Below are 13,931 nucleotides of genomic sequence, written 5' to 3'. Positions count from 1 at the left end.
CGTCAGGCGGTAACTTTCCCCAGGCGCTCGCCAGCGTATTTTCTCTGTCTTATGTCCTGCCACCAGTTCTTGTTATTGACGTACCAGTGTACGGTCTTTTCCAGACCTTCCCCAAAACTCACAGTTGGCGTCCAGCCAAGCTCGGTTTTTATTTTTGAGCAGTCGATGGCGTAGCGAGCATCATGCCCTGGTCGGTCAGTCACAAAAGTGATCAGATCTTTGTGCGGCCCTTTGCCTTGCGTTATTTTATCCAGGCTTTCGCACAGAGCGTGCACAACCTCCATATTTGTATGCTCTGCATTACCGCCAAGATTATAGGTGCTGCCAGGTACGGCATTTTCACTAACCTGTATCAGGCCATCGGCATGATCTTCGACATACAACCAGTCCCGTACATTCATGCCAGTGCCATATACGGGCAGGGGTTTCCCCTCAAGTCCATTGATAATCATCAGGGGAATGAGTTTTTCAGGAAACTGGTAAGGGCCATAATTGTTGGAGCAATTAGTTGTGATCACTGGCAGTGCATATGTCTCCCCCCATGCCCGGACCAGATGATCGGAAGCTGCTTTGGAAGCAGAATACGGAGAGTTGGGCGCATACGGTGTCTTCTCCGTGAAAAGGCCTTCTGCGCCCAAAGAGCCGTAAACCTCATCTGTGGAGATATGCTGGAAGCGAAACCGTCTCTGACCTTCAGTGTCCAGTCCGCGCCAGTAGTCCAGAGCCGCGGAGAGAAGATTGAATGTGCCGATGATGTTCGTCTCGATGAAGGCAGCAGGCCCGTCTATGGACCGATCAACGTGAGACTCAGCGGCAAAATGCATGATGATGTCCGGGCGCCAGCCGGCGATGGTTCCTCTGACAAGTTCTGCATCGCGAATGTCGCCTTGTACAAACTCATAGCGTTCGTGATGTGCCACCGCGTCCAGCGATGACAGGTTGCCTGCGTAGGTCAATGCATCAAGGTTTAATACCTTGTATTTTGTATTGGATATGAGCTGGCGGATGACGGCTGAACCAATAAAACCGGCCCCGCCTGTGACGAGATATCTCATTGATGTACTTCCGGTTCTTTCAGGCAGGCGACAGAAAAAGGTTTTATAGCGGGGTCATACCTAAAATAAACCGCGCTTTCAGTGAGAAGTGGTGCTGTGCGGTCCTTGTCAGACAGGATGATACTCTCATCGGGAAAGGGCCAGCTTATATTCAGCTCGGGGTCATCCCAGGCCAGGCTGGCTTCCCTGTCCGGCGCAAAATAATTGTCCACTTTGTAGACTACTTCTGTATCCGCTTCCAAAGTGCAATAGCCGTGTGCGAAGCCACGCGGGACCAGAAGTTGCTGCCAGTTTTCGGCAGACAGCTCTGCACTCACATGCTGCCCGAAGGTCGGAGAGCCATGGCGAATATCAACGGCCACGTCCAGAATAGCGCCTTTGACGACCCTTATTAGTTTCGTCTGCGCTGCGTCGCCGTACTGGAAATGCAATCCCCGGATGACAGCTTTATGTGCCGATCGCGCATGGTTGTCCTGAATGAAAGGCGTGGAAATGTTCAACGCCTCCAGCCACTCCTGACGAAAAGTTTCAGAAAAAAAACCGCGATCATCACCAAATTTGGGCGGCGTGATAAGTATGATCTCGGGAATGGTGAGGTGTTTTAGCTCCATGTGCTCTCTAAACTTTTCCAAAACTGCGTCACTAGGTCCGATATTAAGTAATCATACGGGTATTTTCATACCATTAAGCATCTGAAAGAGCGGCAAAAAACACTATATGCGCTGGCTTGCCCCGTATTTTGCAGGCAATGGTTGTGCTGAATACCCTCAGCCCTGTTTTGATTCGGAAAAAAGGTTACCTGACTCTTAATCTATGGCATGATCCTTGCCAGATGGAGAACAACGATCACCATTTTGGAGTATGGATATGGCTGACTTTACGGGAACTAACGGTAACGACCTGATCGAGGGTACTGACGGTGCTGACACAATCAATGGCCTTGGGGGAGATGATGTCCTTCGCGGTCTGGCCGGTGCAGATACGATCTCAGGTGGCAATGGGGATGATGAAATTTCTGGCGGCGACGGGAACGATATCCTGAGCGGCAATAACGGCAGTGACTTCCTCTTCGGCGGCAGGGGCGATGATACCCTGCGCGGCGGTGCCTCGCGCGACCAACTCTTTGGTGAGATCGGGGCTGACATTCTTTTTGGCGGCGGCGGTAATGACGACCTTTTCGGCGGTGACGGCAGTGACAGCCTTAATGGCGAAGGCGGCAATGACTTCCTGAGTGGTGGCGCAGGTGCTGATTTCCTCCATGGCGGCAATGGCAATGACCGTCTCGAAGGAGACGATGGCAATGATGAGATCCGTGGTGGTGACGGCGATGACTTCATCGATGGTGGCGTCGGTGATGATGACCTAACCGGATCCGGTGGTCAGGACACCATCTTTGGCGGGGCTGGTGCTGACATAATCCGCGGCGCAACAGGTAATGACATTCTTTTTGGTGGTGCAGGGCGTGACTTCATCATTGGCGGTAACGGCTTTGATGTCATTGAAGGCGGCAGCGGCAGTGATCGCATAGAAGCCAATAAGGGCAATGATACCGTTTTAGGTCAGGGCGGCGATGACATCATCAATGGTGATGGCGGGGCTGACACCATCTTCGGAAACGGTGGCAATGACACTCTGGAAGGTGGTTCCGGTAAAGACACCATCTCAGGTGGCTCCGGCAATGACACGATCTCTGGCGGCACGAATAACGACATTTTGGATGGTGGCACCGGCGATGATACAATCAATGGTGACAAGGGCATGGATCTTATTCGCGGTGGCGAAGGTAATGACACACTTGCTGGCGGCGGCGGTGCCGATACCATTTTTGGCGGTAATGGCGATGATATTATTGAGGGGGCCATCGGGCAGGATGTTCTGATGGGTGAGGCTGGCAATGACTTTATTACGGCCGGCAGTGGTGCAGACACCCTTGATGGTGGTGTCGGTAATGACACCATGTTTGGTAACAAGGGCGATGACCTGTTTCTCGTTGGTGATGGCGTGAAAACAATGGACGGTGGAAGCGGTGCTGACACATTCGAGTACAGCATCCTTGATGGCACAACAGACACGATCAACAATTTTGACGTTAACCGCCTGGACCCGGAAACGGAACTGAACACCAATGACTTGCTTGATATTTCCGACGTACTTGTTGGCTATGACAGCAGCGACCCAGTAACCGCATATCTCCTGTTAAACACGACAGATGCTGGGACAGAGGTGTTCGTTAACGCTGACGGTGTGGGAGAGGATTTTGTTTCTCTGGCGCTGCTGACAAATGTGATGGACTTTATTTCCGAAGCTGATTTTGTCGCAAACGGCAATATCATCCTGGAAGATGTAGCCTGACGACGAAACAAACAGCTTTTTTACGGCCTGCAGCGAGACTGTTTTCTTGCTGTGGGCCGTTGTTGTTTTAGCTGCCTAATTTCTGGCAAATTCGTCGTCCATAAGGTAGTTTAATGAAAAAATAGCGCTCGGGAGCACGTATATGTCAGGTTTTTTTGATCGTCAGTCACTGTCTGATGAAGCTGTAATAACCAGCAGTTTTTCAGTAGAAACGTTTGGCAGCAGCCTGGCAGCAGCGGGTCTTAACGTTGACAGCTTGCTGAGCCGGCTGAACTACAATCATGCCAACAAATATGAGATGGACGGCAAGGGCGGCTGCGGCTGTTGTGGCATACAATTGGCGACGGACCTTGTTGAAGTAGCTCCAGGGACAACTTTCAGTGAAAGTTTTGATGATTTTCCTGTCGATGCTTCCGGCACGGCGGACGGCCCTCAAGCAAAGACGACGGCGTCAGGTTTCAGCGATGGCTCGCTTTCAACTGTTCTTCAGGCGCTGGTTGGCGATTCGGCTTGGGACAATTCCAGCCCTATAACTTATCATCTCAAATTCTCTGACTTTGATCAGAACAACGTCAATGACTGGGATGAAGATGGTGCCGGTGATGCCATGCGTCTGGCAATGGCGTTGTGGGATGATGTGGCGGATATTCAGCTGCAAGAAGTGGCCAATGAATCTGGGGCTAACCTTATCGAAAGTGTAACCGATGCTGACGGTGCACTCGGTTTTCATTTCTTCCCGAATACAAGCAGCAACACCACGACAACAACTGACGGCATTGTCCTCCCGCCGTTTGGCTCCCCTGGACAATACAACCACGATGGTCGTGGTTGGGATGCTGCAGGCCTTATGCAGGGTGGGTATGGCTTCATCACATTGATCCACGAGATTGGCCATGGCCTTGGTCTTGAGCATGGTCACGATCAGGATCTTTTTCCAGGCGTTGGCGCTGAAAGTGATTTTGGGACGGGCAAAATCAACCAGGGTGTCTACACAACCATGTCGTATAATGACGGGTGGGAGTTATTGGGCGGCGGTTCAACCGAGGATGGTTTTGGCTGGCAGGGCACACCGATGGCTCTGGATATCGCTGCTATACAGGAAATTTATGGCGCAGACATGACCACCCGCACGGGCAATGATACTTATGTCCTGAGTGACAGCAATGGATCTGGTACATTCTATTCTGCGATCTGGGATGCGGATGGTACTGATGAAATATCCTATGCCGGCTCTAAGAATGCATATGTGTTCCTCGGTGAGGCAACGATCGATGCAACAGCAACAGGTGGCGGGCTGATCAGCTTTGTTGAGGGCGTTACAGGCGGCATGACTATTGCGCGCAACGCAATCATTGAGAATGGCACAACTGGTGGCGGTAACGATTTGCTGGATGGGAATGATGCAGACAATGTCTTGAATGCTGGTAGTGGTTCTGATGCCGTGGTCGGTCGGTTGGGCGCAGATACGATCAACGGTGGTGCTGGCGATGATATTCTGATTGGGGACTTTGACGGTCTCTCAGCGCTGCAGGAAATTGATCCAACGATTGGCGGTGGCATTTCCCTCGGGTCCGGTGTGTTGGTTGCAGGGCAAGAAACGTCTAATGATACGCTCAATTCAGCCATTGATATCAGCAGTGCATTCAGTTTGTCCGCAGACGCTGATATTGAGGATGCGACTACCATACCGCATGTGAAGGTTCAGGGTACAGGTAACGGTCAACTCGACATCTACCGAGTTCAAATCAATAATCCTTATGCGCGTATTGTTGCAGACATTGACAACACTTCCGGGGACATGGATTCGTTTATTGGCATTACAGACAGCACTGGTAATTTTCTTGCTTTCAACGATGATTCCAATCCGGCGGACGGGGCTGGTGGAAGCGAGTCAGAGTTTCAGGGCCGTGCACTCGATTCATACATTGAGTTTGTCCCTGGAGCCGCCGGGGCGTATTTTATTGTTGTCGGCACTTTTCCGAATCTGTCTGAAATCAATGTCGGCGATACGTATGACCTGAATATCTCTATCGAGAATGAATTGGGTGGTTCATCTCCCTATTCGTTTTTCTTCGATTATTTCGACTTTGATGCCACCGGTGGCGGTGATGATATTATTGACGGCGGAGATGGTAACGACCGTATTTTTGGCGGTGACGATTTTGATCAGCTTACAGGCGGGTCAGGTGATGACATCATTTCTGGTGGCGACGGTCAGGATACCATTGACGGCGGCAATGGTCAGGACACGTTGAATGGTGATGCTGGTGCGGATATCATCGTTGGTGGTGCCGGGGCTGATATAATTAGTGGCGGTGGCCAGAATGATGACCTTACCGGCAATGGTGGGCAGGACACAATCTTCGGCAATGATGGTGACGACATCATCTCCGGCGGTGGCGACAAGGACATCCTCGACGGCGGCGATGGTAATGATGAGATCATTGGGGGTGACTCCGGCGACAGAATTTTCGGTGGCGCCGGTGATGACAATATCTCTGGTCGGCGTGGCAGTGATGACATCTTTGCGGGTGACGGAAATGATTTCGTTTCAGGCCGGGGTCTGACGGACACAATTTTCGGTGGTCTTGGTAATGATGAGTTACGTGGCAATGGCGGCAATGACGTTATCCATGGCGAAGAGGGCGATGATCTGATTGTTGGTGGTGCCGGCAACGACCAGATGTTTGGTGGTTCTGGTGATGATATAATTGATGCTCGCCGCGGTGATGATATTCTGTCTGGTGGTGCTGGCAACGATGTCCTGACGGGCAAGTCCGGATTCGACACATTTATTTTCGGGTCAGGTCACGAGCAAACAGAAGTGACTGATTTCAAGGATGATGAAGACACACTGGATTTGTCATCGTTTGGCTTTGGATCCGTGAATGATGCAACGGCGCAGATGATTGAGCTTGGAGGCGATGTTATCTTCACTGATGGTCTTGATGTGCTTACTTTGCGCAATATCACAATTGCTGCTTTGGAAGACGATATAGCGATCTAGGCAAATCAGGCTGAGGGTTGGGTTTGCTCATTCAGGCCCAACCTTTTCATCTCTGCGCCAACACCGATCAGGTGATAGAAACTGCTCGTTTCCATAAACCCGGGAACAGTTACACCGATATTGTCACAGGTATCAGACCATCCGCCGGCAACAGGCACTGACAAGTATTTGTCCAGCATCAGTCCTGTAAGACCGTTTGCAGCCTCAAGCTTGCCATTCACCATGCTCGCTTTGATCAACTCTGTGAGCGTCCAGAGGCGACTCGTTTCTTTCATCACGTCGCCGGATTTTGTCACCTGATCGAACAGAAGTCCTGTTTTTTCGTTCAGGCCAATATGCTCTGCCTGTGCATACAGTCTGTCGGCGTAGTTACGCGTCTGTGTCCCAGTGAGGCGACGATACCAGTCCAATAGCCATACCCACTCCATCATATGGCCTGGCTCAATCAGATGACCGCTCTTGGTGTCAGGCTGAAACCGATCATTAAAAAATTCCAGCAGCAAGCCGGAATCCATATCGTAAAAATGGTCAGTAAAAAGATTAAATATCTGATTGGCTTTTTCCAGATAAATATTTTCTCCGGTCGCTTCATGGCACGTCATAAATGCTTCTATCAGGTGCATATGAGGGTTCTGGCGGCGGGGTAGGGTTTCTGGGTGTCCTTCCTTCCAACCACCAGCAGGATGGGAAAGGCGTGAATCCAGAAAACCGACTGTCTGCTCAAGGATATCTCTTGCTGCGCGATCATCGAATGCTTTTACGCGCCACGCAGCTGCTAGGAGAAGAAAGGCCTGCGCGTAGGTGTCCCTGTGACCGTCCAGAACGGAGCCATCGGGGTTCAACAGATGCGCTATTCCTGCTCTGTCATCGCTTCCTGCCATGCCGTCTCTCGTCAGGAAGTGCCACCCATGGTCTGAAACAGCTTCTGCATTCTCGTACCAGCCATAATACGCAGCCATACTGTAGACCTGCGTCAGTCGTGCCTGAACACGCACACGCCGAGCGCAATTCGTGACGGGTTGGCCTTGCATGGTTAGCTTTTCATGAAAACCACCAGCCGGATTGATTGCCGCTTTTGCCCAGAAGGGCAGGGCATACTGAACAAGCCAATCGTGGTAGCGTAAAAAGTGGTGGTGCGGATGATCCATGCGTATGATTGCCCGGCCTTATAAAAGGTCTTTGCGGTCGCTTTCGGATAATTGTGCCACGATATTTTTGACGTTTTGTGCCTGCTCCGGTGTGGTCACGAGTATCGCATCTTCAGTGGCAACGATGACTATATTTTCAAGGCCTACTGCGGCAACCAATGGCCCGTCAGTGCGAATATAGCATCCTTCGGAGTTGACGCTCATGACGTCGCCTCTGACAACATTTTTGTCATCATCTGACAGCAGCTCACGGACGGCTGTCCAGGCGCCAATATCATTCCAGCCTATATCAACCGGTGCCACAATAGCGCCCCGTTCAGTATGCTCCATAATGGCGTAATCTATTGACTCGGCGCGACAGGCAGAAAATGAATCCGTATCAAGAAAAATAAAGGTTTCCTGTTTTTGTGAAACGGTGAGGCACTTCTTGCAGCTTTCAAGAATATCCGCTGCGCATTGATCGAATTGAGTGAGCATCTCTGCTGCATTGAAAAGGAAAATACCGGCATTCCAGAAATAATTCCCAGCTTGCAGATATTCCTGAGCTGTCGCCCGATCAGGTTTTTCGCGGAAGCTGTCTATACTGAAAACCCCTTCGGTCAGCTGCTTGTCGCTTTTTATATAACCGTAGCCCGTCTCCGGTTGTGTTGGCTGTATCCCGAAGGTCGTGATATGTCCCTGTTCCGCAACCTGAAGGCCCGATGCAACGGCCTGCCAGAAACCATCTGTATCAACGATGTGATGATCTGCGGGCAACAGCAGGATGATGCCATCTGGATCAATCTCCTGAATAACCAGAGAGGCAATCGCAGCGACAGGGGCTGTGTTGCGGCCCACCGGCTCCAAGATCAGTTTTAACAATGTGATGTTGTTTTCCGCACACTGTGTGCGCACCGTTTGTTCATGCGCAGTTGCGCATATGACGATCGGATCAGCTATATCCAGAGCGGTCGTGGTGCGCCCTTGTGTAATCCTGCTGACGGTCTGCAGAAACATGGTCTGGTCAGTTACAATAGCCTGAAACTGCTTTGGCTGCCGTTTGCGGGAAACAGGCCACAGTCGTGTTCCGGAACCACCGGCCATGATGACGGGAAAAATCTTTGCCATGGCTATATCACCTTTGCATCTCTGGAGCCTTAGGCAGAAATAAACATCATGACAAGAGAAGATACCCGGGGAGCCGGAAAGCGGTCTGTACTTGTTTGAAAACTTTCCCTAAATCACTGATCTGGTTCAGCAAATTCAGCAGTATGGTTCATGAATGACTTTGCCATAGTCGTGCCTGTCGGGCAGTACGATCCGCGCCTTGAGATCGCGCTGAAATCGCTAGAGGTGCAGGATGTGCAGGTTGAAGTTGCGTTGATGGACGCATCAAATGACCCTCGCACTGTCGCGCTGGCGAACAGGTTTGACGGTATTCTCAGCAAGCGTTTTCATCAACCAGACCGGGGGCAGGCTGATGCCATCGGCACCGGCTGGGATGAAGTGTCCGGCAGGTATCTTGGCTGGCTGAATGCTGATGACGCGCTCATGCCGGGTGCGCTTGAGAAAGTGCTTTCCGTGTTTGAGAGTGACGCTGCGCCGGATGTGGTCACCGGGCAGAGCACAATAGTTGATGAAAAAGGTCGCACGACTGGTTTTCATCGAACAGCGCAACCAGCATCCCGCTTGCTGCTACGGGGCAATACTCTTTCCCAGCCTTCATGTTTTGTGAAGCGGGAGGCGATAGAGAGTATAGGCGGTATTGGTCGTACACTGCATTATACGATGGATTGGGATTTATGGATGCGGCTTTATCAGGCAGGACTGTCCTTCTCTCATCTCGATCAACCTTTGTCATGTGTCCTGATGGGAGAGGATACAAAAACGGCGCAATTTACTGAAAGCCGTCGCCGGGAAATCTGGCATCTTGTGAGGCGCAACCATTCACGCCTTACGGCAGCGAAGACCATGACAGGTTTTATGCTTGAGCACCTCAAGGCAGGCTCGGCATCAGCGGCAAAAATTGTCACGTCACTTTTTCCGGCCGCCGATGATTCAATATGTTTACCTGAGGATGAAACCCTCGAAGTGCCTTTGCTGAATATGTCACCTGCCAGGCCGCAGCAGATTATTATTCAGTGGCGGTCCTGCGCGCCTGATACCAATATTGAATACAGCCTTGCTGGCGCACCTGTTGATGGAACACCGCAAAGTGCTGACCAGGCCAGGATTGACGTGCCTGCGGATTTGAAAGATGCGCATCGCATTGATCTCGGTATCAGATGCTTGTCGGGGCAGGCAAAACTGGACTGGATTGAGATAGTATGATGGGGAGTAGATTAGCGCTCTGCCCACTGACCTTCATTTTCCACAAACCAGTCATAGGCATTTTTCAGACCGGATTGAAGTGAAATAGACGGTTTCCAGCCAAGCCCCCTGATTTTATCAGCGCTCATTAGTTTGCGCGGCGTGCCGTCAGGCTTGCTCGTATTTTTCGTCAGTTCCCCCTCGAAGCCAACGACGTCCATCACATTGCGCGCGAGGTCCTCAATGGTCAGGTCCTCACCGGAGCCAACATTGACATGCTCAGCATCTGAATAGATTTTCATCAAATGCACCAGTGCGTCTGCTAGGTCATCCACATGTAGAAACTCACGGCGCGGTGTGCCCGTGCCCCAGATTTCCATGGAGGCGGCGCCGTCTGTTTTTGCCTCATGAGCCTTGCGGATCAATGCAGGAATCACATGGCTGTTTTGCGGGTGAAAGTTATCGCCGGGTCCGTAAAGGTTCGTGGGCATCGCAGAGATGAAATCAGCGCCATACTGGCGGCGATAAGCCTGGCACAGCTTGATCCCGGCGATCTTCGCAATCGCATACCATTCATTGGTTGGTTCAAGCGAGTTTGTCAGTAACTGGTCTTCTGTAATCGGTTGTGTGGCAAATTTGGGGTAGATACAGCTTGACCCCAGAAACATCAGTTTCTCGACGCCCGCACGGTAGCTGGCTTCAACGATGTTGCTGGTAATCATCAGATTATCATAGAGAAATTCGGCTGGGTACGTATCATTTGCAACTATGCCGCCAACTTTTGCGGCCGCAATGAAGACAGCATCCGGCTTGTTGGTGTTGATCCAGTCTTCCACCTGCTCTTGTCGCTTCAGATCAACCTCTTTACGAGTAGCGGTCAGAATGGTCGCACAATTCTCGGTTGCCAGACGACGCACAAGCGCCCCGCCAACCATGCCGCGATGGCCCGTTACCCAGACTTTTTTGCCGTCAAGCGAATAGGTATCCTGCATGTCAGCCCCGCCTGCCTCGTTCAGTCATCTGTACGACGTGTGCGCCAGCTTTCCTGCGCCACCACTTCAAGGTCAGACTCGACCATGTCATGTACTAATTGCTCAAAGCTGACCTTGTGGCTCCAGCCAAGTTTTTCTTTGGCTTTGGCCGGGTTACCAAGAAGCTGTTCGACTTCCGCAGGCCTGAAATAGCGTGGATCAATCACGATCAGCTTTTTGCCGGTTGCAGCATCGAAACCCTTCTCATCGACGCCGTTGCCCTTCCACTCAATCTGCTTGCCCACTTTTGCGAAGGCCAGCTCGACGAATTTCCGAACAGAGTGCATTTCGCCAGTTGCCAGCACATAGTCATCCGGCTGTGCCTGCTGCATCATCAGCCACATACCCTCAACATAGTCTTTCGCGTGTCCCCAGTCGCGTTGGGCATCGAGATTGCCGAGATAGATCTTGTCCTGCAAACCAAGTTCTATTGCGGCCACGGCCCGTGTGATCTTGCGCGTGACGAATGTCTCTCCGCGCAGCGGGCTCTCGTGATTAAACAGGATGCCATTAGAAGCATGCATGCCATAGGCTTCGCGGTAATTCACCGTGATCCAGAAGGAATACAGCTTCGCTGCTGCGTAGGGGCTGCGCGGATAGAATGGTGTGGTTTCGCTTTGCGGCACTTCCTGCACCTTGCCATACAGTTCCGACGTAGAGGCCTGATAGAACCTTACCGCTTCTTCCATGCCCAGGATGCGAATCGCTTCTAACAGTCGCAGCGTGCCGACAGCATCGGCATTGGCGGTGTATTCAGGCGTATCAAAGGAAACCTGCACATGGCTCTGCGCCCCGAGATTATAAATCTCGTCCGGCTGAATGCTCTGGACGATCCGAATCAGATTGGTCGAATCCGTCAGGTCGCCATAATGCAGGAAAAAATTCGCATCATCGACATGCGGGTCCTTGTATATCGGGTCAATCCTGCTGGTATTGAAAGATGAAGAACGACGTTTAATCCCGTGAACTTCATAGCCCTTTTCCAGAAGGAGGCGGGAAAGATAGGCCCCGTCCTGTCCGGTCACGCCTGTTATGAGTGCTTTTTTCTGGGTCATCATTTTTCCTGGCTGATCCATAAATCTACAAGGGCTAGAAAATCGCCCAATTCACCCTCGCCCCTCTAACGAATGAGACCATGGCTGGCAATTGCTAATCCTGATATATTCAGTCGATCCGCTTCACCAGTATCATTGGCTGCGCTTCGCTCATCCTGATCTGGCCTTGGTCTTTGGTCGGGAGTTATGTACTTTCACAGAGGTGCGGGATATGTGATTTGAATATTGCCGCACCCATGAAAGGCCGTTTAGTGACAACGCCCGAAATCAGTATCGTTTTTCGTGCCTTGAACGAGGAAAAGTGGTTCGATCAGGCGCTGGCGGCCTGTCGGCAGCAGAGGCTTGATGGTCTGGATTTCGAGATTGTGCTCATCGATTCCGGCTCGACGGACAGAACGATTGAGATCGCAGAGTGCCATGACTGCCGTATCACGCATATTTCAAAAAGTGAGTTTTCGTTCGGGCGCTCCCTGAACCGTGGCTGCGCCTTTGCACGGGGGCAGTATCTGGTTTTTATTTCAGCACATTGCATCCCGACTCACGATCGTTGGCTTCAGGAATTGGTTCAGCCGCTTGTTGCTGGCAAGGCATCCTACACTTATGGTCGGCAGGTCGGGCATGATGAGGTCACAAAATTCTCCGAGCATCGTTTGTTCAATAAGTACTTTCCCGAAGGCGATGCGATCCCGCAGGAGGGGTTTTTCTGCAATAATGCGAACGCTGCAATCCTGCGTGAGGTTTGGGAACAATACCCGTTCGATGAAGAAGTGACCGGCCTTGAAGACATGGTCCTGGCCAAACAGCTTCAGCAACTTGGCCATAAAATTGCCTATGTGGCTTCAGCGCCCGTCACCCATGTGCATGAAGAATCACAAAAGCAAACGCAGAACCGGTATTATCGCGAAGCGCTGGTGCTGAGAGACATCATGCCGGAGGTGCATTTCTCTTTACTGGATTTTGTGCGCTATTTTACGGTCGGGACCGCTCTGGACATGAGGGCAGCATTTTCAGAAGGCAGGACTTTTTCGCGCATATCGGAGATTGTCGCCTTTCGGTTTGCCCAGTACTGGGGCACTTACAAAGGGCATAACGAGCATCGTAAGCTGTCACGGGCGCAAAAGGAACGCTACTATTATCCGGCGCAAGACAAGGCATTGCAAAAACAGGAAGCAGACGAAAAAGACGCTTCAGGGCTCGACAGCGAAGCCTATAACCAGCGATAAGCCTTGCTTATAAGCGATTTTCACAATCATTCCTCCGAGCTTTTATGACGTTCAATAACAAGACACTGACGGCCCTCTTGCCCATGAAAGCGCATAGCGCGCGCGTTACCTCCAAAAACTTTCGTGATATTGCGGGCAAGCCTCTTTTCCGCTGGATTCTCGATACGCTGTTGTCGGTCGAGGCGATTGACCGGGTTGTTATCAATACAGATGCCCGGGAAATACTGGCGGACAACGGCCTTCGAGATGGTGATGGCGCGGGACGTGTTCTGATACGCGATCGCAAACCTGAATTATGTGGTGATTTTGTCTCCATGAATTTGGTACTTGAGGATGATATAAAAAATCAGCCATCAGATTATTATTTCATGACCCACACAACCAACCCTTTGCTGTCGCCCAAAACGATCCAGGCCATGCTTTCCACCTTTGAGGGAGCAAAGAACGACGGCAGCGCCGATAGCCTGTTCACAGTGAACAGACACCAGACAAGATTCTACACGCCAGAGGGGGAGCCGATAAATCATGATCCGGCTAACCTGATCCGGACACAGGACTTGCCGCCCTATATGGAAGAAAATTCAGTGGGCTACCTTTTTACCGAAAGCAGCTTTGCCAGAACGGGTGCGCGTATCGGTGAAGCCCCCGTGATGTATGTTACACCTGACCTTGAGTCAGTGGATATTGATGAGCCATCTGACTGGTTCATGGCTGAGTCACTATTGATGCGTGTCGCTTCAGGCACCTTGTTGCCCGGGGAGTAGGCGAGGA

11 protein-coding genes are annotated in these 13,931 nt (G+C 51.4%); 5 read left to right on the top strand and 6 right to left on the bottom strand.

The features are described from left to right. Positions 1 to 2: 2 nt before the first annotated feature. Positions 3 to 1,055, bottom strand: coding sequence for a dTDP-glucose 4,6-dehydratase (gene rfbB / locus RAL90_RS10725; protein ID WP_306250451.1), 1,053 nt, complete (start codon positions 1,053 to 1,055; stop codon positions 3 to 5). Further along, positions 1,052 to 1,666 carry a dTDP-4-dehydrorhamnose 3,5-epimerase gene (gene rfbC, locus RAL90_RS10720; RefSeq protein ID WP_306250449.1) on the bottom strand — a complete coding sequence of 205 codons (615 nt, stop codon included), beginning with the start codon at positions 1,664 to 1,666 and terminating at the stop codon, positions 1,052 to 1,054. Before rfbC ends, rfbB begins: the two co-directional genes overlap by 4 nt. A gap of 256 nt (positions 1,667 to 1,922) precedes the next feature. On the opposite strand from rfbC, the gene RAL90_RS10715 reads away from it, so the two are divergent. Next, on the top strand, positions 1,923 to 3,407 hold the full coding sequence (locus tag RAL90_RS10715) for a calcium-binding protein (RefSeq protein ID WP_306250448.1): 1,485 nt from the start codon (positions 1,923 to 1,925) through the stop codon (positions 3,405 to 3,407). A gap of 142 nt (positions 3,408 to 3,549) precedes the next feature. Beyond that, complete coding sequence (locus RAL90_RS10710) at positions 3,550 to 6,414, top strand: M10 family metallopeptidase (RefSeq protein ID WP_306250446.1); 2,865 nt, start codon at positions 3,550 to 3,552, stop codon at positions 6,412 to 6,414. Positions 6,415 to 6,419: 5 nt separating this feature from the next. Here RAL90_RS10710 and RAL90_RS10705 read toward each other — a convergent pair whose 3' ends face one another. Then, positions 6,420 to 7,562, bottom strand: a complete 1,143-nt coding sequence (locus RAL90_RS10705; protein ID WP_306250443.1) for an AGE family epimerase/isomerase — start codon at positions 7,560 to 7,562, stop codon at positions 6,420 to 6,422. Between the two features lie 18 nt (positions 7,563 to 7,580). Then, positions 7,581 to 8,669: a mannose-1-phosphate guanylyltransferase/mannose-6-phosphate isomerase gene (locus RAL90_RS10700; protein WP_306250441.1), complete on the bottom strand. Its 1,089-nt coding sequence runs from the start codon at positions 8,667 to 8,669 to the stop codon at positions 7,581 to 7,583. 150 nt (positions 8,670 to 8,819) lie between these two features. Between RAL90_RS10700 and RAL90_RS10695 the strand changes: the two genes are divergently transcribed. Next, positions 8,820 to 9,872: a glycosyltransferase gene (locus tag RAL90_RS10695; RefSeq protein WP_306250438.1), complete on the top strand. Its 1,053-nt coding sequence runs from the start codon at positions 8,820 to 8,822 to the stop codon at positions 9,870 to 9,872. A gap of 11 nt (positions 9,873 to 9,883) precedes the next feature. On the opposite strand, the gene RAL90_RS10690 is transcribed toward RAL90_RS10695, so the two are convergent. Both RAL90_RS10690 and gmd read right to left on the bottom strand, forming a co-directional pair. Next, positions 9,884 to 10,843, bottom strand: coding sequence for a GDP-L-fucose synthase (locus RAL90_RS10690; RefSeq protein ID WP_306250436.1), 960 nt, complete (start codon positions 10,841 to 10,843; stop codon positions 9,884 to 9,886). Positions 10,844 to 10,863: 20 nt separating this feature from the next. Continuing rightward, a complete protein-coding gene (gene gmd, locus RAL90_RS10685; RefSeq protein WP_306250431.1) occupies positions 10,864 to 11,937 on the bottom strand; it encodes a GDP-mannose 4,6-dehydratase in 1,074 nt (357 codons plus the stop codon). Positions 11,938 to 12,173: 236 nt separating this feature from the next. On the opposite strand from gmd, the gene RAL90_RS10680 reads away from it, so the two are divergent. Both RAL90_RS10680 and RAL90_RS10675 read left to right on the top strand, forming a co-directional pair. Beyond that, entirely contained in the window at positions 12,174 to 13,160 is a 987-nt protein-coding gene (locus tag RAL90_RS10680; RefSeq protein ID WP_306250429.1) for a glycosyltransferase family 2 protein, read from the top strand. A 44-nt stretch (positions 13,161 to 13,204) separates the two neighbouring features. Then, positions 13,205 to 13,924 (top strand): acylneuraminate cytidylyltransferase family protein, encoded by a 720-nt coding sequence (locus RAL90_RS10675; RefSeq protein WP_306250427.1) that lies wholly within the window; start codon positions 13,205 to 13,207, stop codon positions 13,922 to 13,924. The last annotated feature ends 7 nt before the right edge of the window (positions 13,925 to 13,931 follow it).

The sequence above is a fragment of the Parvularcula sp. IMCC14364 genome (assembly GCF_030758415.1).
Lineage (GTDB): Bacteria > Pseudomonadota > Alphaproteobacteria > Caulobacterales > Parvularculaceae > Aquisalinus.
This window is presented reverse-complemented; position numbering and strand designations above follow the sequence as displayed.